Here is a 23957-nt window from a genome sequence, read left to right on the forward strand (position 1 = left end):
CCCGAACGCCCAAACTTGTCATCCTGAACTTGTTTCAGGATCTCTCACTTAACCTACGTAAAGTAAGTAGTACAAAACGAGATTCCGGATCAAGTCCGGAATGACATGCAGGGGAAGTCTCCTATTTTATCCTTACTATTGTTTAGTCTCTCGTTTTCTTTTAGTCTGCACAAATCCCCCCTCATCCTTGATCCTTCTCCCTCCAGGGGAGAAGGCAAAGAGAGGTGCATTCCTTTTCCGCCTACGGCGAGATTGCCACGCCAAAAAACGGCTCGCAAAGACGGAATGGGGGGGCTGTTAACAAAAGGTCAAGCCTTTTGTTCCCCTCCTCTGAGCCTGTTGAACCCTTCGGAAATGCTTTATATACAGAAGGGTAAGTTCTCAGAGTGCCCGATTGTTAAGTAGAAGGTGTATGCGCCGTAGTACCAGAGTGAGTAGATAACACCCCATACTTTTTTGTCCCTTATTTTTTCAAATAATAGTTTTCTACCTTTTTAAAGGCTTTCAATGTTTGAGTTATCTCACTTTTTTTCCAGCTTTCATTCATATAAAAAGTAAGATGGTCAAGTAGAGCTTTTTCAGCATTAGGACATGTACCTTCATAAGTTATATCCCTTACGCCTGGCAAAGTCCAAGGAAGTTGAGAGGAACCTAAAGTATTACGTTCCAACAACCATTTAGAACTTGTCATAGGTTTTGTATAATGAGCGCCTACATATAATCCTTCCGCTCTTAAAGCTTCAGAAACAACAGAATTGTCTTCCTTTATCTTTTTATTGTCTATATGTATAAAACAGAACCAAGGGTTAGGTTCAGTTTTGGGGAGATTTTCCCACAACCTAAACGCAGAAAGTTCTTTTTTAAAAAGTTCTTTTAACTCTGAATATACTTTATATCTATTCTTTCTTACCTTATCCAATCTTTTTAACTGCACCCTACCTATTGCAGCTTCAAGGTCTGTCATTCTATAATTTAAACCTGCAATAATACAACCGCTCTCCTTAGTGCCAAAGGGTTTACCTCTATCAGCAAATCTTTTTGCTTTCCAATAAAGGTCTTCTGTATTTGTTAAAACCATTCCACCCTGTCCGCCACTTGTAGTATGTTTGCTACCCATCATACTAAAACACCCCATATCTCCTATTGAGCCAACAAACTTATTTTTGTAGACTGCTCCGTGTGCCTGTGCACAGTCTTCAATAACGAACAATTTATGTTTCTTTGCTATTTTCATTATCTTATCCATATCTGCTGGCATACCGGCAAGATGTACCACAATTATAGCTTTTGTTCGTTCTGTAATATTTTTTTCTACGGATTCTGGAGATAAATTAAGAGTTTTATAATCCACATCAGCCAAAACAGGTATGCATTGCTGAAAAATCATTGGCATAAGAGTTCCATTGTCTGTAATAGGAGTTGTAATAATTTCGCTACCCGGTTCAAGGTTTAGTGCAGCTATCGCTGTATGTATTGAAGCTGTTCCTGAACTAACAGCAGTAGCAAACTTTGTACCAAAATACTCAGCAAACTCTTTTTCGTATGCATCTGTTTCAACCCCACCATACCTATCCAAACCACTTCCTGAGGCTATAACTTTATCTAAAACTCTTATGGCTGCTTCTTTCTCTTCCTCGCCAAAATTATTTCTTTTCGGTAGAGGAGTTTTTCTTACTGGCTTACCACCATTGATAGCAAGCTTTTCCATTTTATCCCCCTTCTGTTGTTGTTCGTTCTGCCAAATTTGGCTATACTTTCAGTAATGTTTCTCTTAGTATTTAAATGTTTTCATAGGAATTGCGACGTGGTAATTCCTTCGTCTTTATCCCTATTATGTTTTTATCCTTGCCTTTTCCGCCTACGGCGAGATTGCCACCTCATTAAGAAATCCTTAAAATTTATCATAAATACGCAACTCAAAAACAAAATAAGAATAGGATGAAAAAAAGAGAAACTATTTTTTCTTCTTTGAAGGCGCTTTTATTCCTGAAAGCCCCCATCCACCCATATTTTTAGGGTCTCCTTTATCTCCAGGGAGAAGTTCTTTATAGTTTTCTACCACTTTTTTAACAGCATTTGCATGTTCTTGAATTATTTTTTTGTAACATTTTTTCAAATAAGGCGCACTTATTACTTTAGTTTGTATATTCTCAGCAACAGGAAGCGGTCCTTTATTGGTTCTAACATCCCAATTAGAGTTAGCTATTCTGGTTGGTTTCCCATCGTTATAAATATCAACAGTATTGAGCAACGGATGGCTAAACCCGCCTTTGTTACAACCTGCGTGAGTTGGAACACCTTCCGCTGAGACTGCTTCTACAAACCTTGAGACCGAAAGCCCTCCTAACTCTTCTTTATTATAGAGTGCTTTCGGTACATACCAGCCACCCATAGTTGAACCAGAATCTTTAGGCACTCTGAGAGATTTTACTCCCGGCACACCTTCAAGAAGGTCCCAGTAGTAGTTCATTGCTTCATCTATCTCGTTCATCTCTTTTTTATATTTTTTCAACTGAACTATACCTACTGCTGCAGAAAGTTGGTGCATTCTATATTTATACCCACCCCAGGGCAACCCTGATGCGGCTTTTAGTTCTGGTATTGTAAGGTTAGCGTGTCTTTCGTAATGTCCAAAAACTATAGCACGCTCATAAATTTCTCTACTGTTGGTTATGAGCATACCAGCTTCGCCAGTAGCAAAAGATTTGCCACTCATACAAGAGTATGCAGCAACATCGCCAAATGTCCCTACAAGTTTACCTTTATACAAAGCGCCGTGGGCGTGAGAAACATCTTCTACTACTTTAAGTTTGTGTTTCTTTGCTATCTTCATAATTTTTGTCATATCTGCGGGTCTAGCACAATAATGAACCACAACAATTGCTTTTGTTTTATCTGTAATCCTCTTTTCTATATCGTCAGGATCTATATTTAGAGTGTCTGGCTCTACATCAGCAAAAACGATAGTCCCTCCAAGTGCAAGTATAGGCAGGTATGAAGCCCAGTAGGTAACTGCTGTACAGATTACTTCGTCTCCTTTGCCTATACCTATACCAAAGAAAGCAGAATGAAGCGCTGAGGTACCATTGTTATGCCCCAAACCATATTTCATTCCATGCCACTTTGCAAACCCTTCTTCAAATTCTTTTGTAACTTCAAGATTTGACATTGTTCCGGCCCTCAATATCTCTAAAACTTTTGTTTCCATCTCCTTGTTTACGATAGGCCAAGTAAAAATATCCTTCACGTCCGACTTTACTGCTTTAGGTCCACCTAAAAGAGCCAATTTGGATTTCATAATTTTATCCTCCTTATGTTCACCTATTGTTTTTTATATACTTTAGCACTCTTTTTGCGTTATTATGCCATCTATCAATTCTGTCAACTGGGATATAATTAAATAGAGGAAAAACTATCTCCTCATAAGTTTTCTGTCCCATTTCACTCAACTTTGAAGGTGTAATTATATCTGCAACCTTTTCAAGGTATGGTAAGGTTACAATGTTTTGCCATTTCCCTTTGTTTAGCGGGCAAACCTCTTGACACACATCGCACCCATAGAGCCACGTACCCATTTTCTTGCATAGTTCCTCAGATATCTCTGCTTCTTTTCCGTAAGTAAGAAAAGCAATACATTTATCCATACGCATAGTATAAGGAGCGCTTAATGCTTTCGTTGGACACGCTCTTATACATATATCGCAACCCTCAGGACATATAGTACCTACCGAAGGGTTGTCTGGTTTAAGTTCTATATCAACAATATAGGTAGATATATTAAACCACGAACCACATATCTTTGAAAATGCGAAATTGTTTTTACCTATTGAAACAACCCCTGCTCTTTTGGCTGCTGCCCTATCTGGAAGCCCGCCTTTTTTTACTCTTATGCCTGAGTTTTTCAAATATTGAGTAAAATTTCTCGACATTTGGTACTCAGGGCTATGGAGTACCCTTGAATCAAATAGATAATTGCGCCCTATATAACCTTTAATAGTTTTAGGTATCTTATATTTAGCATAACTCCTTAAGCACACTATTATTGATTTAGCCCAAGGAACATTCTTTTTAATATATGCCTTTCCTTCCATAGAACTATACAAATGTTTAGTTTCTGGGAAAGAAGATAACATCCTATCAATAGTTTCTTTATAATCATTAAAATCTGATACATCGGTAATACCGCAATCTACGAAACCACACTTCTTAGCATACGCCTTTATATCATCTTTTGTCAATATTTTGCTTTTACTATCATTCAAGGTCTGGTCCCATCATACCGTAATCCCACGGAGGTATCGGTTCTTTAATTTTAGGTATTGCAGGAATAGTTCCCGGCTTAAACATTTTTGATAGTTCTATACAACCATTGGCAATCTGCCGTCCTGCAGTAATTTCAAGGTTAGAATGCATAGTTAAAACAGTTTCATAACCTCCCCCTTGAGGAGTAAAAGATTTTTCGTCGGGAATGTAGCCACTAGACCCATTCGCTATTTCAACAACAAAGGTGCAAGGAAATTCTGATGCTTCTTTTATATCAAGCCCAAGTTGACAGAAAAGTTCACCTGGGTTCGACAGATATATAGCCCCACCAACCTGAACCGCTTGTAATTCTATTGTTGCAACAGGTTCTTTACTAATCATATAATCGGCTAAAAGTATTTCTTTAGCAAATAACCAACGTGCATCGGCATCTTTTGATTTGTTAGATTTTAACCCTTCTTCAACTATAACACGGCTCTCTGCAACACGTTTTGGGGATGGTCTTCTCTTTTTTATTTTAAGAAATTTTTGCCCGTAAGCAACCGGAGACATATCTCCTTTAGGTGCTCCAGCCATAACCTTTACGGCTTCTGCGCCTACTCTGGTGCCAACAATATCAGCGTATCTTTCGCCGCTTTCTCTTTCGTTTAAAGAAAGATTGTTCACCTGAGTTATGTCACCACTTGCGCCGTTAAGAAAGACAGTAACAGAATCCTCTCCCATAACACCTCTTATTGTTTTATCCATAAAATATATCCAGTCGGCTGAGGCTCCTTCCCATAAAGTTGTGCCGTGGCAGGAATAATTAACAACACAACCTAAAAATTTGTTGTCCATATCCCAAGCAGACAGAACACCAACATCTGGGTCAATAGGACCAGCAAACCCAAGTATATCTGGGTTACCTTTACCGGGGTGAGTATAGACTCTTCCGTTTCTCATTTTACAACGGCGATTGAAAGCTACTTTATCTTCAAAACCGACCCCACAAGAAAAGACTGCTTTTTTTCTTCTTCTGTCGGCTTCGCACACTGCTGTAACTATCTGGTTAATAACATGTTGTGAATAGTTGATATTAGGAATAATACTATACTCCTCTATCAATTTTTTGATAAGGTCAGGCGCATCTTTATATGTTTCAGGTAGAAAACCGTGGCAAGGTCCACCTGAATGGGTATGTGAAGCACCTATCATAACAGAACTACCTTTTATGCCAGAAAACTTTTCAATCTTTGAGCGTGCTTCAGCTACACATTTTGCAGATTGGAGACTTCCTGTATCCACACCAACCAGAGCTACTTTTTCTTTTCCATCAGAAATAACTGCAGCTCTAACTTTCAATGGGTCTCTTATAGATTCAATATAGATTTTATAATAACTTGCAGGTCGCTCCATACCTATACTTGGAGTAATATCTGTCTCATAAAAACCTACTTCCATTATTCTCCTCCTATGGTTATATGTCGTTCTATTGTATCTTTTCAATCTTAACAGGTCTTCCCTCTTTTACAGATTGAGCAGCAGAGAGAGCAGCAATTACCGTTTTTGCCCCTTCAACTTCATCCATTGGTATAGGTTTGTTGTTAAGAAGGCAATCAACAAAATCAGCAATTTCATCTGCAACATTATGGTCTGCTACCTCAGTAGGTAAAGTCATAAATGTAGGTCTTTTTCCAAAATAACCTTTCCGACATACCTGTATAGAAGGGGTTCTGTTATCACATACAATGGTTCCATCGACTCCATAAAATACACTTCTCATTGTGTAAGGTCTTATACACCCTATTGAAACAAAGACTTTACCTATAACATTATTTTCAAACTTGTAGATAGCTACCGTACAATCATTTACAGGCCATGTTGTTAAACATTTGTGGTTAGCATAAGCAGAAACTTCTTCCGCCTCCCCTGCTATCCATCTTACAAGATCAACAGCGTGGCACCCACCGCCAAGAAAAGGTTCTCTACGTGGGTCAACACGCCAGTTTCCTACACCCGGTACTCCTGAATAATCGTGGGCATACTCAGACTCTACAAAAAACAACTCCCCTATATCTCCTTTTTCTACCAGTTTTTTGGCAAAAGCAAATTGAGGGCTATATCTGCAAACCTGACCAACCATAAATTTTCTGCCTGTCTTCTTTACTGCGTTAATTATATCTATTGCTTCTTCCACGGTTGGAGTCATAGGTTTATCACAAAGAATATCTTTCCCTGCTTCCATAAAGGCAATAGACTGTTCAGCATGTACAAAATCGGGTGTAACAACTGAAACAATATCTATATCTTTATTGTTAAGAAGTTCTCTATAATCTGTCACAGCAATAGGTACATTATACTGTCTCTTTTTTTCTTCAAGAATTTTAGGGTCAGTATCACATATAGCCACTATCTCTGTGTTTGGATTCTTCTCATACCCTACAAGATGGTAATCCCCCATTTTCAAGCCTAAAACAGCTGCTCCTAACTTTTTTGACATAAATCCTCCTATAGTATTTGTTTAATTTAAAGTTTATAATATATCTTTAACAATAAAATAGTCAATAAAAACAATCTTATGCTATTATTTTTTCTTTAAAAATTTCCCAGCAGGCAGTCGGTTCACTGGCCAACTTGCTCTAAGAGGTGAATCGTAAACTCCAATTTTTTCAAAAAGTATCGGGTCTGCTCCAATAACACCAAAAACAGGCGACCCTATTCTTAACCTAAAATCCATCGCTTCTACATCCATAAAAAATGGGTTACTTTCTTCCCAGTTATCTTTTATTGTATTCTTCTCTTTCTGCAATACTCCTGTCATAAATGAAGACCCAACGCAAATATTTCTTTCTATTGAGTTGTTTTCAATCTTACCAAAAGGTAGGTCAGTTTCAAGAATACCTGATAATTGAGGGTATCTATTGCCCCGAGGAGGAAATTTGTTACGAGAAACACCCAACCTTTCTACCCACGGAAGAACTAATCTGTTAAGTTGTGAAGAGTCCAGTAGCCATGACCTGTCAGATAAAGTTATACCAAGTTGATTTTCCATAAAAACATTATTTTCTATGCGGTTATCAGGTCCATGCGCAAACATTGCTCTTTCTGTGCAACGATAAAAAATATTCCCAATTTTTGTCACTCCACCGTTTAAAGCATCAACATAGATACCTGTCACTTGATGAGTTTTAACTGGTGAAGATTGTTCTGTCAGATGATGTATAAAGTTGTATCTCAAAACATTTCCTCTATTCAGAAGGTATTTGGGTTCACCGTATGTATATATACCGCCACCATCTCTTGCTTCGTTCATTACATCATATATTTCGTTATACTCTATAAGGTTATCGTTGCCGTCAAACATTATACATATATACGGACTATCATGGAGAAGATTGTTGGCTATTATGTTACCTATTCCAGATAAGTTTATCCCCATCCCTCCGCCGCCTCCAAAACTAAATCTATTGTATCTGTATATATGATTGTTTTTAATAATATGACTGCCCGGTATAAGTTTAGAGTCTGGCACATACCTATTAAAACCTTCACTATTCAGTTTTATAGCACCTTCTCCTGTTTCATAAATATCGCAACCTGTTATAATATTATTCCAACCTCCATCCACAACAATCCCTACATCTCCAGTGTTTCTTATAACGCTCCCTGCAACAATATTATTACTGCCACCATTTATCTCTATACCGTTTCTTCTTGTAACCTCAACTGTTAAGTTGAAAAAGATTATGTTTGAAACCTCTTTAGCATTTAAAATAGGTTCATCGAGAGTCGAAACTATTATATCCTGCCCTTTTATTCCTTTAGGTGGATAAAAATATAGTTTACCTGTTTCCCTATCTACATAAAACTCTTCTGGAGCAGAAAGTTCGCTTAGTATGTTATAGAAATAGTATGGAGCATCGTTTCTAACAGGCATATCATAGGCAGAATACCCTTTATTATGCCTTATATCGGGCGATAATGTTACAACCCCTTTTTCTGTATCAAAAGAGATTACCTTTGTATGCACTCTATCCCATTCCCTCATAAAATAACCTACTGCCCAAATATCTTTCTCTTCTTTCCATCTATTTGGTCTATCATCCTCAAACTTGAAGAGCCCTTTATGGATAGGCATATTCCCAACCTTCAAATCCCCTTCAGGGGTTACCAGTAGAGTTCTTTTCCATCCATCCTTAGGCCAACGAGCAAGTTTCATAGGTTTTTCGTTATAAAAAAGTTCCATAGATGCTGGCTGGAGAGGACCGTTTGAATGACCTCTATTCAGAAGAGTTCCATAGTCTGTTATTCCCAAAGTTTTTAAATCTGATACCCACACTTTATTATGTGCTTTAAGTGGTAACCTTTTAAGAATTTCCTTATCTGTTAAAAGTGTAAAATTAGTGACTGGTTTACCGCCTATTAAACGGACTTCTTCACCAGGGTAACTCCGATATACTATTGGGCTATTTTCTATACCAGAATCTTCTTGTGTAAAAACAATACTTTCATCAAGAAAATATCTTCCTTGCCTTAAAATTACTGCAACCCCTCCATTAGGCAACCCTTTCTGTTTAATTTTACGAACCTCTTCTTGTGCCCTCTTTAATGTTGCAAATGGGCTGGTCTTTGTTCCTCTATTTCCATCTTTACCTGAAAGAGAAACATATATTTCGTATTTAGGACCATTTATCTGTCTTAAAATTTTAGTTTCCCATTTCTCTTCTGGTTTACCGTCAACAATACCTTCAATCTCATTTAATCTTTCCAGAATATCTTTTCTATAACTTTCATTAGGAAAATCTTTAGATTCCTGCTCTATCAAAAGTTTTTCGTACTCTGCCCGAGCTTGCCTATATTTTTGTTCTACCCTATACGTATCTGCAAAAAACAACTTTCCTTTAAATATATGGTTATCTCCTGCTTCTTTTAGTTTTAATAGACCACCATATATATCTCTTGCTTTACTATAGTTTTTCTGTTCGATATATACCTCTGCTTGCCTAAATAGCCCGTAAATACGGTAGTAATCGGTTAGATTAGGTAAAGAATAGATTTCTTGATAGGTTTTATGAACGTTTTTATAATCTTTTGTAAGCCGATATAATTCTGCAATATTAAATAATGAAATCTCTTTAAGATAATCTCTATTATCTGAGAGTTTCTTTAATTTTTCGTACTCTGCCCGAGCTTGCCTATATTTTTTCTGCTTTATAAGCAGGTCTATTTTAGGAAAAATGTTTTCTGTTCTTTTATCTGTTGTTTCAAGTTTTTCAAGTTGTTTTGCCTCTTCAATACTTGCCGTAATCTGCTCTTTATCTTTTGATGTTACTGCAAATTTTAATGCTTGGTTATATTCCTGCAAAGCCTCACTATACTGCCCAAAATTGTATTTTACTTGCCCTCTCCCTTGGTAGCGTCCTGCTTCAATGTTATCCCATCTACTTGCTTCTATATAATTGATTACAGGGTAATCAAAGTATGCGCCTGTATTGCTTGCCATTACAATAATTACAGCATCAACTGAATTTTTACCTTTCACATAACTTTCTTCATCTTCAGACACTTTAGGAATTTTTACAACCCCCGATAAATTTGTCCATTCCTTGCCTACTTTTTGAGTAAAACCAGTTATAATTCCACTATATTTTAATGCTCCACCCTCCTGCCGGGAGTATGTATATAGTAGACAAGAAACATTTTTCTCTTCTGAGTCTTTTGCATAAAAAGATATTTCAAGTTCATCCCCGCCTAATACATTAAACTGATTACTCATCAAATGCCCTCTCACAAAAGCATAAGAACTTTTTGTGTATGAACCTGTATCATCAAGGATTTCAAACTTTTTTTCAATATTTGGAGGCGTGCCAGTATTTAAACTCCATCCTTTAGGGAAGTATAGGTAACTTGGTAATGTCCAACCTTTTGAAACAAAAAATAAAAAAATAAAAAGAAAAAACCTCTTTTTCATTTTCCATTTCTCCTATTATTTACATCATTATATTCTTATATTTTGACACTTTGTTTTTATATATTATAATTTAAAAAGATAATTTTGCAAAAAACAAGGAGCAAAAAATGAAATTCGCAATAACAAGTGGTCAAAAGATTCTTTTTATGGGAGATAGTATAACCGATTGCAGTAGAAGAACAGAACCATCTGGACTTGGCAATGGGTATGTAAAAACGTTTAAGGATATGGTAATAGCAAATATGCCTGAATTAAAAATTGATATCATAAACAAAGGTATAGGTGGGAATACTTTGCTTGATCTTGAAAATAGATGGTCGGATGATATCCTCTATTTTAAGCCAGATTGGTTATCTATCCTTGTTGGAATTAACGATGTGCATAGAGTATTGAGAAAAACAGAATTTTGGGAAGAACTTGTCCCCGAAAAATATGAACTAAGATATTCCAAACTCATAGACTCAACTATTAAACAAATAGGTTGTAATATCATATTAATAGAACCCTTCTATATGAGTACAGATAAAACTGATTCACACAGAGGGGTTGTCCTAAAGAGGTTAGAACCCTATAGAGAAATTGTTGCAAAATTGAGCAAACAGTATAATACAAGAATTATTAAAATTCATGATATATTTCAAGAACATCTTAAATATAGAGAAGCAGGAGCTTTTGGAGCAGAGCCAGTACATCCTAACGATACAGGACACCTTATTATAGCTCAAACCCTCTTTGATTTACTAAAACAATGAACGGTATTATAGATTTCCATACACACGCATTTCCTGACTCTTTAGCTCATAAAGCAATAAAAGTTCTTTCAACTGAAGGCAGAATTGGAGCTGAACTTGACGGAAAACTTTCATCTCTTATATCCTCAATGGATGAAACTGGTATAGAGAAGAGTGTTATATGTTCTATAGCTACAAAACCTTCCCAATTTAACTCCATTCTTGAGTGGTCAAAATTGATACGTTCAGATAGAATTGTACCGTTGCCTTCGGTACACCCTGAGGACCCTGAAGCGGTAGAAAGAATTGGCATTATAAAAAAAGAAGGGTTTTGTGGTATAAAGATGCACCCGTACTACCAAAAGTTCAATTTGGATGACCCTAAGATGTTTTATTTGTATGAGAAAATCTCTAAAGAAAACCTTCTGCTTGTTATGCATACAGGTTTTGATATAGCATTTGAAAGAATAAGGAAAGCCGACCCTGAAAAAATAATGAAAGTTGTTAACAGATTTCCTTCTTTAAAAATGGTTTCAACACACCTTGGTGCTTGGGAAGATTGGGATGAAGTTGAAAAATTTATGTTAGGGAAAAAGGTGTTTATGGAACTCTCCTTTTCATTGGGATTTATAGATATAGATAAAGCTAAAAATATTATTTTAAAACATCCGCAAGAGTATATACTTTTTGGGACAGATTCCCCATGGGCGTCTCAAGAAAATACTCTTCAACTTTTTAAGAAACTTTCTCTTGGAGAAGAACTGGAAAACCTTATTTTGCGAAAAAACGCTCTTTCTCTCTTAAATTTAGTCAGAAATTGATAATATAAGACAAATATACTATACTTTAATTATGAAAATAATTTCTTTTTCTAATCAGAAAGGTGGTACAGGAAAAACTACTGTTTGTGTCAACTTAGCTGCCGCTCTTGTTAAAAGTGGCGAGAGAGTGCTTCTAATAGATATGGACCCGCAAGGTAATGCTACAGTTAGCGTTGGTGTAAACCTAAAACCTGAAGACCTAACTATGTCAGAGTTTTTACTTGAAAAAGCACGGATACAAGATGTTATGTTAAGTAGTTATTTGGGGGATTTATCTATTATTCCTTCTAATACAACTTTAGCGCATACAGAATTTGATTTAGTAACAAAAAATAAGAACCAGTTCTCTCTAAAAAAAATCCTTGAAAGAAATAAGGATATTTTACAATCTTTCGACTTTGTGCTGATAGATTGCCCACCTTCTTTATCCTTGCTTACAGTCAACAGTTTATGTGCATCAAACTATGTAATGATACCTATACTTTGTGACTATCTTTCCCTTGAAGGGTTGTCCCATATTATGAATACAATAGATGAGATTAAAAAAAATCTTAACCCTCAACTCCAAATACTTGGGATTTTACCCAATATGATAGACAGGCGATTAAGAATTACAGAAGAAAGCCTGTCTTTGCTCAGACACAATTTCGGGAATCTGGTATTTAAGAATGGCGTTAGTGTTTGTAGCAGGTTAAGAGAATCACCCTCATTTGGTAAAGCTATATTTGATTACGCCAGCAGTTCTTCTGCTTCCGAAGACTTTTTTTTAATTGCTAATGAATTTAAAAGGAGAATAAGATGAGCAGATTAGGACCTCAGGCAAAAAAACTCTTTAATGTTTCTTCAAAAACAAAAAGCCAAACAAAAACAGCAAAAGAGATGCGAAAAAAATATACCTTTATATTATCTAATGCTCTTATGAAACAGGTGAAACATTCGGCTGTTGAACAAGACAAAACTATCTCTCAATGGCTTGAAGAAGCAATACAAACAAGACTTACAGTTTCTAAATAAGATTTTAATAACTACTGAAATTATTGACTAATTAGAGTTTATCTGTTAGCATATAAATATGCCTACAAAAAAAGAGATCATAAACGTAATAAAGAATGTAGGGCTATGGGATACAAAATCCATTGACGGAGCCCTCGAGGAGCAAGAAAAGACAGGCGCTCCAATAAAAGAGATTTTCCAGAATAGAGGTATGTTACCTTTTGGAGAAATATCTCCTTCTTTCTACTTTCAAATGGGTGTTGTACAAAGAGAATTACCTGCACAAGAGATACCTCAAGAAATCTTAACTGTTATCCCTCCCAAAATAGCCAAAAGCCACAGAATTGTACCTTGGGAAAGAAGGGACAATGGCAGGTTGGTTATAGTCTCTGATAACCCTATAAATATATTATCTTCTGAATATTTTCTTTCTATTATAAACAATGAGGGTATCACATCTGTTGATGTTATCATTACCTTTCCTGAAGAGATGGACCAACTGTTAGACAAATATTACGCCCAGGAAGATATGGAAGACCTTAGCCAAATGCTACAAGAAGCTAGCAGTGCTACAATTGACCTTGACGACCCTATTGAAGAAATCGTAGACGATGAAGATGAGTCCCTTGCTTTACAAGCGCCTGTTGTTAAGATTGTCAACCTTGTCTTTGTTGAGGCGTTAAGGCGCAGGGCAAGTGATATACATTTTGAGCCTCTTGAAAAAAAGTTTAGAGTAAGGTTTAGAATAGACGGTCTTCTGTATGAGATAGTAGCGCCACCAAAAAGAATTGAAAGACCTGTTTTAGCAAGAATCAAACTTATGGCTAAGATGGACCTTTCTGAAAAGAGGTTACCTCAAGATGGCAGAATAATGCTTGATATTGGCGGTAAACCGATAGATTTTCGTGTTTCGTCGCTTCCGGGTGTGTATGGTGAAAGCATTGTTTTAAGAATTTTGGATAAAACGGCTATGATGAAAGGGCTTGAAGAACTTGGATTTCTCGAGGATGACCTCAAAATCTGGAACGGATTGCTACAATACGCGGGGGGGCTGGTACTTGTTACAGGACCCACTGGTTCAGGTAAAACAACAACCCTTTATGCTTCTCTGCAAACCCTAAACACTATGGACAGAAAACTGATGACAGTTGAAGAGCCGGTAGAATACCAAATTCCTGGCATTAACCAATCCCCTGTTAATTCTGAGATAGGATTGACTTTTGCGGCTATATTAAGAGCATTTTTAAGACAATCTCCTGACGTTATCCTTGTTGGAGAGATAAGAGATTTTGAAACAGCAGATATTGCGTTAAGAGCGGCTCTTACAGGGCACCTTGTTTTTAGTACTCTACATACCAACAATGCTCCGGGCGCTATCACAAGATTAATAGATATGGGAGCACCACCATTCCTTATAGCGTCTTCTGTTCAAGGCGTTATGGCTCAAAGGTTGGTGCGACTCTTATGTTCATATTGCAAAGAGAAGATTGAACCAGATGAACAGATGAAAAAAACATTGAACGTTCAACCCGGAGAAGAATTAAATATATGTAAACCTAAAGGATGTAATGAATGTAATTTCACAGGATTTCGAGGTCGTAAAGGTATTTTTGAAATATTTTCTATGAACGATGAATTAAGAGAATTGACATTAAGGAGAGCCAGTGTTGGTGAATTAAGAGAAGCTGCTATTAAAAACGGTATGCACCTTATGTATAACGATGGTATTAGAAAAGTTAAACTTGGAATAACAACGCTGGAAGAAGTATTAACTGTTACAGGAGATTGATGTATGCCAAAAAGTATAGAAGAACTCTTAACAATGCAAATAAAGGAAGATGCAGCAGATTTACATATCAATGTTGGGTTACCACCCACATTAAGGATGAGAGGCGGACTTCATCCTGTAGGTGATATACCTGTAACTCCTGAAATTGCTACCAATTATATGAAGGCTATCACCTCAAGGGAGAACCAAGAAGAGTTACAGAAAGTAGGAGGTACAGACTTTGGGTTTGCTTTTAAAGATTTAGCAAGGTTTAGAGTAAGCGTATTTAAAGAACGTGGAAATATTGCCTTAGCTTTGCGTCTGATACCTTACAAATTTTTAACATTCGAACAGATTGGTCTTAACCCTGAAACAATGCAACAACTTTTGACCCGTCCAAGAGGACTTATACTTGTTGTAGGTCCGACTGGGTCAGGAAAAACAACAACCCTTGCTTCTATGGTTAACTGGATGAATGAAAATCTTAGTAAACATATTATAACCATTGAAGACCCTATTGAATATTTCCATCATCACAAAAAATCTGTAATAACCCAAAGAGAACTTGGAGTTGATGTACCAACTTTTGCTGAGGCTCTAAGAAGGGGGTTAAGACAAGACCCTGATATATTTTTGGTTGGGGAAATGAGAGACTTGGAAACTATTGAAGCAGCAATCACAGCGGCAGAAACAGGGCATATCGTGTTTGCCACACTACACACAACAGGTGCTCCCAGAACTGTTGATAGAATTGTAAACGCTTTCTCTGTTGCACAACAAGAGCAGATAAGGGTTATGTTATCTGTATCTATACTTGGGGTAATTTCTCAGGTATTACTAAACAGAGCAGATAAAAAAGGTAAAGTAGCCGCTTTTGAGTTGATGCTTGCAACTACATCTATTCAAAACCTGATACGAGAAAGAAAAACATACAGAATAATCTCAGAGATACAGACAGGCGGTAAGATGGGTATGATAACAATGGACACTTTTCTTATAAACCTATTTAAGGAAGATAAGATAGTCTATGAAGATGTTATGACTTATGCCAATGACCCTGTTTCTACAAAAGCTGAACTGTTAGCTCAAGGGCTAATAGATGAAGCATCAACAGCTGAGATAGACGAAAAAATTAAAGAGATGAAATCAATCTAAAAGGCAAAAAATGAGTGAAAAAAAACTTCTGGGGCAGATGCTTATAGCAGATGGAGTTATTACTCAAGAACAGTTGGAAACTGCATTAGAACAGCAGAAACAGACTGGTCATTTTCTTGGTAGAATTCTTGCTGACCTTGGATATATAGATGAAAAAACCCTCAAACGATTTTTAAGTATGCAAGCCGGCATTGATATGCTGGACTTAAAAAATATTGTAATTGAAAAGAGAGCTATCGAAGTTTTTCCCTCCGCACTTGCAAAAACCTACAACGCAGTACCTATCTCGCTTGAAAAAAACGTATTAAAACTTGCTGTCGGAGATACTCTTAGCCTTAATATACAAGACGATATATCTTTTGTTCTTGGGTACAAAACACAGATGGTATTGGCTGATGAAGACGATATAAAAGAAGCTATTGAAACTCATTATGGTAAAGAGATAGAGACCATAGACGACTTAGTAAAATGGCTTGCACAAGATATTGAAGAACTTGAAGAGTTGAACGCCTTAGCAAGCCAAGGCGAGTATGCCACAATCACTTCCCTTGAAGAAATTGCTTCTCTGCCTCCTGTGGTAAAACTTTTTGATTTAATTCTTTTACAGACAGTCAGAGATAATGCTTCAGACGTTCATCTTGAGCCGTTTGAAAACGATTTTAGGGTCAGGTATAGAGTTGATGGAGTATTATATGACTTAGTTCACCCACCTAAAGGGTTATCTTTTGCTCTATTTTGCAGATTTAAAATTATGGCTGGTATGGATATCGCAGAAAGAAGGTTGGCTCAAGACGGAAGAATAGAGTTATCAATTATGGGCAGAGCCGTTGACCTTCGTGTAAATACTGTGCCTACTGTTTTTGGAGAATGTCTTGCTATAAGAGTTCTTGATAGAGGAAAAACTATTTTTGAACTTGCAAACCTTGGTCTATCTGAAAACAATAGGAACGAGATAAATGCTGTAATAAACAAACCTAACGGAATAATACTTGCAACAGGTCCTACTGGTTGCGGCAAAACAACCACTCTTTACGCTATACTTAGGACACTTAACACCCCCGATGTGAAAGTCATAACAACAGAAGACCCTGTTGAGTATATGCTTGAAGGAGCGTTACAAGTCCCCATAAGAGAACAGATAGGTCTTACCTTTGCAAGATGTTTAAGAAGTATTCTTAGGCAAGACCCTGATATAATCTTAGTAGGAGAGGTTAGAGATTTTGATACAGCTCAGATGGCTATACAATCCTCTTTAACGGGTCACTTAGTTTTGAGCACATTGCATACTAATGATGCCCCAAGCACCGTAATGAGACTTATAGATATGAAGATTGAACCTTTCCTTCTATCTTCAACAATTGAAGGTGTTATTGCTCAAAGATTATTAAGAATGTTATGCTCAAGATGCAAAGAAGAGTACACTCCGCCAAAAAAAGAGATTATAGAACTTTCTCTAACTGATGAAGATGTTAAAGAGATGAAATTTTTCAAAGCTAAAGGTTGCCCATTTTGTAGAGGTGGGTATAAAGGAAGAACAGCTATTTTTGAAATACTCAGACCAACAGAGGCTTTTTGGCAAGCTGTCTTTGAAAAAAAACCTCTTGGAGAAATAAAACGGATAGCAGTTGAAGACTGCAAAATGAAAACTTTACTTGCAGATGGACTTGATAAGGTAAAAGAGGGTATAACATCATTAGAAGAAGTTGCAAAAGAAATACACGGATATTAAAAAGGTCATTAGTTTACAATTAGGAGAAAAATGGCACAATTTCAATATAATGCAATGGACCCTGCAGGAAAACCTGTTACTGGTATCATTGAGGCTTCGCAGGTACAGGAAGCAATATCCAAACTAAAAGGTATGGGGTACTTTGTTACCAATGTTGCTCCAGCGAAAGCTGCTGCCAAACCAGCTAAAGGTAAAGAAAAAGCAAAACCAGCAACTGCCCCAACTACTAAAGCCAAACCTAAGGGTAAAGGTAAAGGTGCTTCTATTTCTTTTGGCTCCGCAGTAATAAAAACCAAAGAACTTACAATTATAACAAGACAACTTGCAACCCTTATAGGTTCAGGTTTGCCACTATTGAGGTCTTTAAGAGTTTTAAGGGAACAGAGAAAAGGTGGAGCAAGTGCGGTTCTTGCAAAACTGTCTGAAGATATAGAAAGCGGTGCGCTTTTTTCTGAAGCTTTAGCAAAAAACCCTAAAAGTTTTCCTAAAATTTATGTAGCTATGGTAAAGGCAGGAGAAGCTGGTGGAGCTCTTGAAACTGTTCTAACAAGGTTAGCAGAATTTATGGAAAAAGAAGCACAGTTAAGAGGTAAAATAAAATCTGCTATGGCGTATCCTGCTGTTATTGTGGTAGTTACAGGCGGTATTTTAGGATTTATTATGATGAAAATTGTACCCACCTTTATAGAAATATTTAAGGATATGGAAGCAGGCGAACTACCAGGACCTACTCTTCTCTTGATGAAAATCTCAAACATTATGACTCAAAAATTTTACTTGATTATTATCTTTTTTGTAGTTATAATTGTTCTCTTTAAAATACTTAACAGAATAAAGGTAACTAAATTCTATATAGATAAGATTAAAATGAAACTACCTGTCTTTGGACCCGTAGTTTCAAAAACAATAGTAGCAAGGTTTGCAAGAACTTTTGCAACCCTTATATCAAGTGGTGTCCCTATATTGCAATCTCTTCAAATAGTACGAGATACCACTGGAAACGAAGTCGTATCTAAGGGTATAAATGAAGTTAGAAACAAAGTTAGAGAAGGAGAAGGGATAGCAGGTCCTATGCTGAAAACAAAAGTGTTTCCAGCTATGGTAACAAATATGATGGCTGTCGGAGAAGAGACAGGTGCAATGGACGCTATGCTTGAAAAAATAGCCGAAGCTTATGAAGCAGAAGTAGACGCTGCTGTTGCCGCTATGACCTCAATGATAGAACCTATTTTAATTGTTTTTATGGGAGGCATTGTAGGATTTATTGTTATATCATTATTTATGCCTCTAATAAAACTTGCTATGGGCTTATCAGGATAAAAAAGGAGGTGAAAATATGAATAAAAAATATAGTCTGAAAAAGAGAATGTTTATATATTCTGGTTTTACGCTTGTGGAAATGCTTATAGTCATAGCTATTATAGGTATACTTGCAGCTTTACTTCTACCATCACTTTCAACTGCAAGAGAAAAAGCCCGTAGAACAACCTGCTTAAGCAACCTTAAACAATTGTCGCTTGCTTTTGAAATGTTTGCAGAAGACCATTTTGAAAAGTTTCCTTCAGAACCAGAAAAACTGTTTTTAGGAAATAATGCTATATATCCTCATTATATAAATACTCTAAAAACTTTCTGGTGTCCCTCAAGTATAGTTAGACACGGAAGGGCTCCAAAAACCCTTGAAAACAACGGAGAGGAAAATTGGAGAAACGATAATTATTGGGATAATTGGTATGGTAGTTATGCTTTTGTTTTTGGTTTAAGCGCTTCTAACCGCGCAAATTGGAGAGTTCCAATTATAAGCGATAGAGGGTTATTTAATACATCTAAACTTAGCAACTCAGAGTTTATCGACAAATATAATACCAACGGTAACCTTACGGGTGCTAATGTAGAAACAGGCAACCACGCGTATGGAATGAATGTCCTATATATTGACGGGTCGGCAGAATGGGTCAACCTTTCAGATATTATTTTTGCTAAAGAAGATATGCAAACTGGAGATATACAACCAACAGTTGCTTGCATGAAAAATGGTTTTTCAGTTATAGTTGACACTGAAGAAGAAACAAAGTTTTGGGGACAATAAACGGAGGGTTAAATGTATAAAAGAAAAAAGGGGTTTACGTTAATTGAACTTCTTGTGGTGATGGTGATTATAGCTATTCTTGCAGCATTACTCTTACCTTCCATAAGACGCTCCAGAGCAAAAGCTCTGGTTGATAAAACAAAAGCAGAGGTGTCTGCTCTTGCTTCTGTAATGACAATGGTTAAAATGGATATAGGACATTATGTGAGATTATGTGATTTGTCAGACCCTGCTCTTGCAGGAAATTCTGTTTCTATTTCTCCTCACTATGGACCTCATTGGGGTGGTCTTTCTGGTGATAGTGCTTTTGCTTATTATGACCCTGCCGCATTTGACCATACTACAGATGTAGAAAGCGAATTAACTCAAAATCATAATTGGGATGGCCCCTATCAAGTTTATCAGACGGGAGCTACTTTGAGCCCTAACCCTCCAAAAGGAAACAGACCTATACCTAATATAGATAATGATGAGGAATTTAACGGGTGGAAAAATAGTAATTTTCCTGAAGGCACCCCTCTCGATTCTTGGGGCACAGCTTACGGGCTTGCTTACAATAGTGCCGAGAAGGTTATGATAATATACTCTGGCGGGCCAAACGGTATTATTGACACACCAAAGGGAGAAGTAAAACCTGAAAATGATGATATAATACACAAGTTTCGCTAATACCGTTAATATAATTTTTGCACCTACCTAAATATAAAATAAAGATATATCTTTGTAGGTGCTATATTTTTTTGCCTTCGATATCTCCGAGGGAATTGCCACGTTAAGAAACACTCGCAATGACAAGCATAGTAGAGGGAAAAAAGAGAGGTTAAAACATTGAAATTAACAGACGTTATAATATTATCTATTGTTCAAGGTATATCTGAGTGGTTACCTGTAAGCAGTTCAGGTCACCTGGTCTTATTTAGGCATTTGATAAATCTTAATGGAGATGTCTCTTTTGATATATTTTTACATTTTTCTGCCCTCTTTGTTATATTAGTCTTTTTTTGGAAAGATATACAGAACATTTTTAAAGGGTTAAAAACCGATAGAAAAAGCCAAGATAGTAGATTACTTTTATATATTATTCTTGCTACTATACCTACTGGTATTTTAGGTCTTTTTTTACGAAAATATATGGATTCTCTTGCAACTGTTAAAACCATATCTTTCACTTTACTTATTACTTCGTTACTATTATTTGCATCTGCAATCCGTAGTAAAAATAGAAAAATTACAATCGGTAAGGCTTTATTTATTGGGTTAATGCAAGGGTTTGCTCTTTTGCCGGGAATATCTCGTTCAGGTGCAACTATTTCAGCAGGGAAAATGGCAGGACTAAGCAATGAAGAGTCCTTTAGGTTCTCTTTTCTATTAGCAGTACCTGCTATTACTGGTGCTATTGTGTTAGAAGCAAGAAAGATAACAAGTTTACCTATCCCTTTCCTTATAATAGGGTTCTTTGCATCATTTTTACTTGGACTTATTTCGCTCTTCTTTTTGCGTAAAATTCTTGTCAAAGATAAATTTTATCTATTTGGGGTTTATACTCTGTTTTTATCTATTATACTCTTTTTATTGTAGTAGTTCGCCCACTCTCCTATGCTTGTTTTTGCAAGTCGTATTTTGGCGTAGGTTGAAGTGACTTTTAAGACTACGGCAATCTTTCTTTTATCCTTACTATTGTTCCTTCACATTCCTTTTCCGCCTACGGCAAGTCTTGTCCCGAATGACATACAGGGGGCAGGAACTTACGGTTTTAAATGGCTTTAAACGGTATCTGTTGGCCAGACAAAAAAACTAAATGGAAGAAATCTTTGCAATAAACGTTTCGTTGGAGTATCAATATTATTAGGAGCCCAAAAAGTTAAGCCAAACAATAACCTTACCATATCTTGTTCGCTCAATATAATCTCGTTTTTACCCTTCTTCCCCTCAACATAAACAGTTCCATCTGTTTTATAAACAGTGACAGATTCCTTATCTTTTATTGTAAAAGTTATCTCTTCTCCATCAGGGAAACTTACATCTGTTTGTCGCATAAAAAGGTTTAAGGTTTCTTTAAGGTCTATTATTTTTAGGTCGCACATATTGTGTGCACTCCAACTGGAAGCAGAGTTTAATATAACGTCAGGGATTTCAATTAAATTTGGGTATGTAAAGATAAAAGAGTTCTGCCCAAACCTTACACTAAGATTTTGGAGCAGTCCAAGTAGCAACTCTGGATTGCCCCCAAATTCATAAAGAGCCCCTCCGCCTGAAGATTCAGTAGAAGGCAATGTAACATAAGCAAAACCTTGATTTTTAATGGTGTAATAAGTCGCAACACCTCGCTTAAAGTAAATAGTCTCAAAATCCTTGATAGTACGTTCTCTTTTATAACTGTTAGAATTATAAAGATTAATTATCTTCTCAAGAATTGTTTTATCTCCAAAAAATCTTTCGGCTTCTGCTGGTTTTATGCCTAATTTGTTTATTCCTCTTGCATTAACAGATAATTTAACGCAAGAACCACATTTTTCATACCCAAAAAATCCGTACCTATGTCTATCTCCCCATAAAATAGATATAGGAATTTTATCTTTCTTGATTTGTAGTAAAGCTTCATTAAGAAGTTTAGACATATATCCTTTGCCTCTGTGTGGATACAAAGTAGCAACATTTCCAATACCTGCACTCTTTATTGTCACATCTTTTAGTTGAAACGTTAAGGGAAATATTCTCACAAGCGAAACGATTATATTGTTATCTCTTACCAGCAATACATTACGAAAATCGGCATACTCTTTTTTCCAAAACTGAGGCCATCTTTGGGGAAACGATTCTCGAGAACTACCGTAAGCATCTTCTAAAAATTGTTTTACTTCATTATATTGCGATAATTTTGCGTTTTCTATTTTCATTTTTTCCTCTCCTCCAATAATTTGCTTCTGCTTTCTTCTTATTCCTTTTTGTCATACAGAACTTGTTTCAGGATCTATAATTTACCTCACATTGGTAATAGACGCAACGTAAAAAACGAGATTCCGGATCAAGTCCGGAATGACAAACAAGGGGGAATTCTCATCTCTTGTCCTTGCCTGCTAACAGCCCCTCCTCCTACGCTAAAATACAAGCTTCGGCGGACAAGCCTCATCCCATTAACCTCTCTGCAAACACCTAAGGATTACCTATACCTATAAGTCCCAAGGGTAGAGGGGAAAAAAGGGTAGTGAGTGAATGAACACCACATACGTTTCTCTTTTATGCCTTTATCTTTATGAGCATTGTTTTTTGCACAACCTTTTCAACTCTATATTTAATTTCAAAAATTTAAGAATAACATTAAATGTAGTCGGTTGGCCAAACAAAAATCTTAAAAGGAAGAAAACTTCTTAGCAGGTTAAATACTTTTGAGTTTATATTAGAAGGAGCCCAGAAGGTAGAACCAAACAGTAGTCTTACCATATCATTTTCATTTAAAAATATCTCATTTTTACCTTTACCTTCTTTGACAGAAACAATACCATCTGTTTTAGAAACAGTAACAGATTCCCTGCCTTTTATTGTAAAGGTTATCTCTTCTCCGTCAGGGAAACAGGCATCTGTTTGTCGTATAAAAAGGTTTAAGGTTTCTTTAAGGTCTATTATTTTTAACATTAAAAAAGTATGTTTTATATTCCAGGCAGAAGAAATATCAAGTAGATTTTTAGGAACTTCGTTTAAGGAAGGAAAAGGTAATGTGAAAGCAGATAAACTGAACCTTTCACTAAGATATTTCAAAATACCGAGCAATAGTTCTGGGTTACCTCCAAACTCAAGGATATTTCCAGCACCAGAAGATTCGGTTGAAGGTAGAATCAGATAAGCAAACTCTTGATTATGAAAAGCGTAGTACGTAGCAGAACCTCTCCTGCTAGAAATATCAATAAATTCTTTCTTATTGCGTTCTCTTTTGTAGTTATTTGAATTGAAAGTCCTTATCATCTCGTTCAAAGCAGGTTCTTCATAAAAAAACCTCTCTGTTTCTACTGATTTTATTCCAAACTTATTTAATCCTCGAGATTTGATCGACAATTCTACGCAAGTACCACAATTCTCATAACCAAAAAAACCGTACCTATGTCTATCTCCCCATAGAATAGATATCGGCATTTTTTTGCTATCCATCAACCTAAAAGACTCTTCTAAAAGTTTGGACATATACCCTTTACCTCTATGAGAATACAGGGTAGAAACGCTACCAATACCACCACTTTCTATTGTTACACCGTTCTGGTTGAGAGTTATAGGGAATACCCTTAAAAATGCTACTATACGGTTCTCCTCACTTATTAAAAGAGAGTTATCAAATTCTGTGTTTTCTTTTTGCCAAACCTCGAGCCAACCTTCCTTAAAAGCCCCAGCAGAATGTCCATAAACCTCTTCAAGGAACTTTTGTAACTCTTCATATTGACAAGGTTTTGCTCTCTCTATTCTCATTTT

At 36.4% G+C, this 23957-nt stretch carries 18 protein-coding genes and 1 pseudogene; 11 read left to right on the forward strand and 8 right to left on the reverse strand.

Going from position 1 to position 23957, the window contains the following annotated elements; all coding sequences use genetic code 11:
* Positions 1-463: 463 nt before the first annotated feature.
* From M0P98_01190 to M0P98_01215, 6 genes are all read right to left on the reverse strand, one after another.
* Positions 464-1708 carry a DegT/DnrJ/EryC1/StrS family aminotransferase gene (locus tag M0P98_01190; GenBank protein ID MCK9265492.1) on the reverse strand — a complete coding sequence of 415 codons (1245 nt, stop codon included), beginning with the start codon at positions 1706-1708 and terminating at the stop codon, positions 464-466.
* Positions 1709-1954: 246 nt separating this feature from the next.
* Complete coding sequence (locus tag M0P98_01195; GenBank protein MCK9265493.1) at positions 1955-3298, reverse strand: DegT/DnrJ/EryC1/StrS family aminotransferase; 1344 nt, start codon at positions 3296-3298, stop codon at positions 1955-1957.
* Between the two features lie 19 nt (positions 3299-3317).
* Positions 3318-4262: a hypothetical protein gene (locus tag M0P98_01200; protein ID MCK9265494.1), complete on the reverse strand. Its 945-nt coding sequence runs from the start codon at positions 4260-4262 to the stop codon at positions 3318-3320.
* Positions 4255-5703, reverse strand: coding sequence for a hypothetical protein (locus M0P98_01205; protein MCK9265495.1), 1449 nt, complete (start codon positions 5701-5703; stop codon positions 4255-4257). The genes M0P98_01200 and M0P98_01205 overlap by 8 nt, the downstream gene beginning before the upstream one ends.
* A gap of 28 nt (positions 5704-5731) precedes the next feature.
* A complete protein-coding gene (locus M0P98_01210; GenBank protein ID MCK9265496.1) occupies positions 5732-6742 on the reverse strand; it encodes a Gfo/Idh/MocA family oxidoreductase in 1011 nt (336 codons plus the stop codon).
* 84 nt (positions 6743-6826) lie between these two features.
* Entirely contained in the window at positions 6827-10213 is a 3387-nt protein-coding gene (locus M0P98_01215; protein ID MCK9265497.1) for a right-handed parallel beta-helix repeat-containing protein, read from the reverse strand.
* A 107-nt stretch (positions 10214-10320) separates the two neighbouring features.
* On the opposite strand from M0P98_01215, the gene M0P98_01220 reads away from it, so the two are divergent.
* From M0P98_01220 to M0P98_01270, 11 genes and pseudogenes are all read left to right on the forward strand, one after another.
* On the forward strand, positions 10321-10965 hold the full coding sequence (locus M0P98_01220) for an SGNH/GDSL hydrolase family protein (GenBank protein MCK9265498.1): 645 nt from the start codon (positions 10321-10323) through the stop codon (positions 10963-10965).
* The gene (locus M0P98_01225; GenBank protein ID MCK9265499.1) at positions 10962-11765 is read left to right on the forward strand and encodes an amidohydrolase family protein; all 804 of its coding nucleotides are present in this window, start codon (positions 10962-10964) and stop codon (positions 11763-11765) included. Before M0P98_01220 ends, M0P98_01225 begins: the two co-directional genes overlap by 4 nt.
* A gap of 31 nt (positions 11766-11796) precedes the next feature.
* Positions 11797-12567, forward strand: a complete 771-nt coding sequence (locus M0P98_01230) for an AAA family ATPase (GenBank protein ID MCK9265500.1) — start codon at positions 11797-11799, stop codon at positions 12565-12567.
* Positions 12564-12779 carry a hypothetical protein gene (locus M0P98_01235; GenBank protein ID MCK9265501.1) on the forward strand — a complete coding sequence of 72 codons (216 nt, stop codon included), beginning with the start codon at positions 12564-12566 and terminating at the stop codon, positions 12777-12779. The genes M0P98_01230 and M0P98_01235 overlap by 4 nt, the downstream gene beginning before the upstream one ends.
* A 58-nt stretch (positions 12780-12837) precedes the next feature.
* Positions 12838-14547, forward strand: a complete 1710-nt coding sequence (locus M0P98_01240) for a GspE/PulE family protein (protein MCK9265502.1) — start codon at positions 12838-12840, stop codon at positions 14545-14547.
* Positions 14548-14550: 3 nt separating this feature from the next.
* Positions 14551-15681 carry a PilT/PilU family type 4a pilus ATPase gene (locus M0P98_01245; GenBank protein MCK9265503.1) on the forward strand — a complete coding sequence of 377 codons (1131 nt, stop codon included), beginning with the start codon at positions 14551-14553 and terminating at the stop codon, positions 15679-15681.
* Between the two features lie 10 nt (positions 15682-15691).
* Positions 15692-17410, forward strand: a complete 1719-nt coding sequence (gene tadA, locus M0P98_01250; GenBank protein MCK9265504.1) for a Flp pilus assembly complex ATPase component TadA — start codon at positions 15692-15694, stop codon at positions 17408-17410.
* 30 nt (positions 17411-17440) lie between these two features.
* Entirely contained in the window at positions 17441-18730 is a 1290-nt protein-coding gene (locus tag M0P98_01255; GenBank protein ID MCK9265505.1) for a type II secretion system F family protein, read from the forward strand.
* A 16-nt stretch (positions 18731-18746) separates the two neighbouring features.
* Positions 18747-19499 (forward strand): DUF1559 domain-containing protein, encoded by a 753-nt coding sequence (locus M0P98_01260; GenBank protein MCK9265506.1) that lies wholly within the window; start codon positions 18747-18749, stop codon positions 19497-19499.
* Positions 19500-19511: 12 nt separating this feature from the next.
* Positions 19512-19616, forward strand: a pseudogene (locus tag M0P98_01265) (prepilin-type N-terminal cleavage/methylation domain-containing protein).
* 711 nt (positions 19617-20327) lie between these two features.
* On the forward strand, positions 20328-21077 hold the full coding sequence (locus M0P98_01270; GenBank protein MCK9265507.1) for an undecaprenyl-diphosphate phosphatase: 750 nt from the start codon (positions 20328-20330) through the stop codon (positions 21075-21077).
* Positions 21078-21262: 185 nt separating this feature from the next.
* Here the strand turns inward: M0P98_01270 and M0P98_01275 are convergent, their stop codons facing one another.
* A complete protein-coding gene (locus M0P98_01275; GenBank protein ID MCK9265508.1) occupies positions 21263-22396 on the reverse strand; it encodes a GNAT family N-acetyltransferase in 1134 nt (377 codons plus the stop codon).
* A gap of 421 nt (positions 22397-22817) precedes the next feature.
* A complete protein-coding gene (locus M0P98_01280) occupies positions 22818-23954 on the reverse strand; it encodes a GNAT family N-acetyltransferase (GenBank protein ID MCK9265509.1) in 1137 nt (378 codons plus the stop codon).
* Between the last annotated feature and the right edge of the window lie 3 nt (positions 23955-23957).

It is taken from the genome of bacterium (genome assembly GCA_023230585.1).
Classification (GTDB): domain Bacteria; phylum Ratteibacteria; class UBA8468; order B48-G9; family JAFGKM01; genus JALNXB01.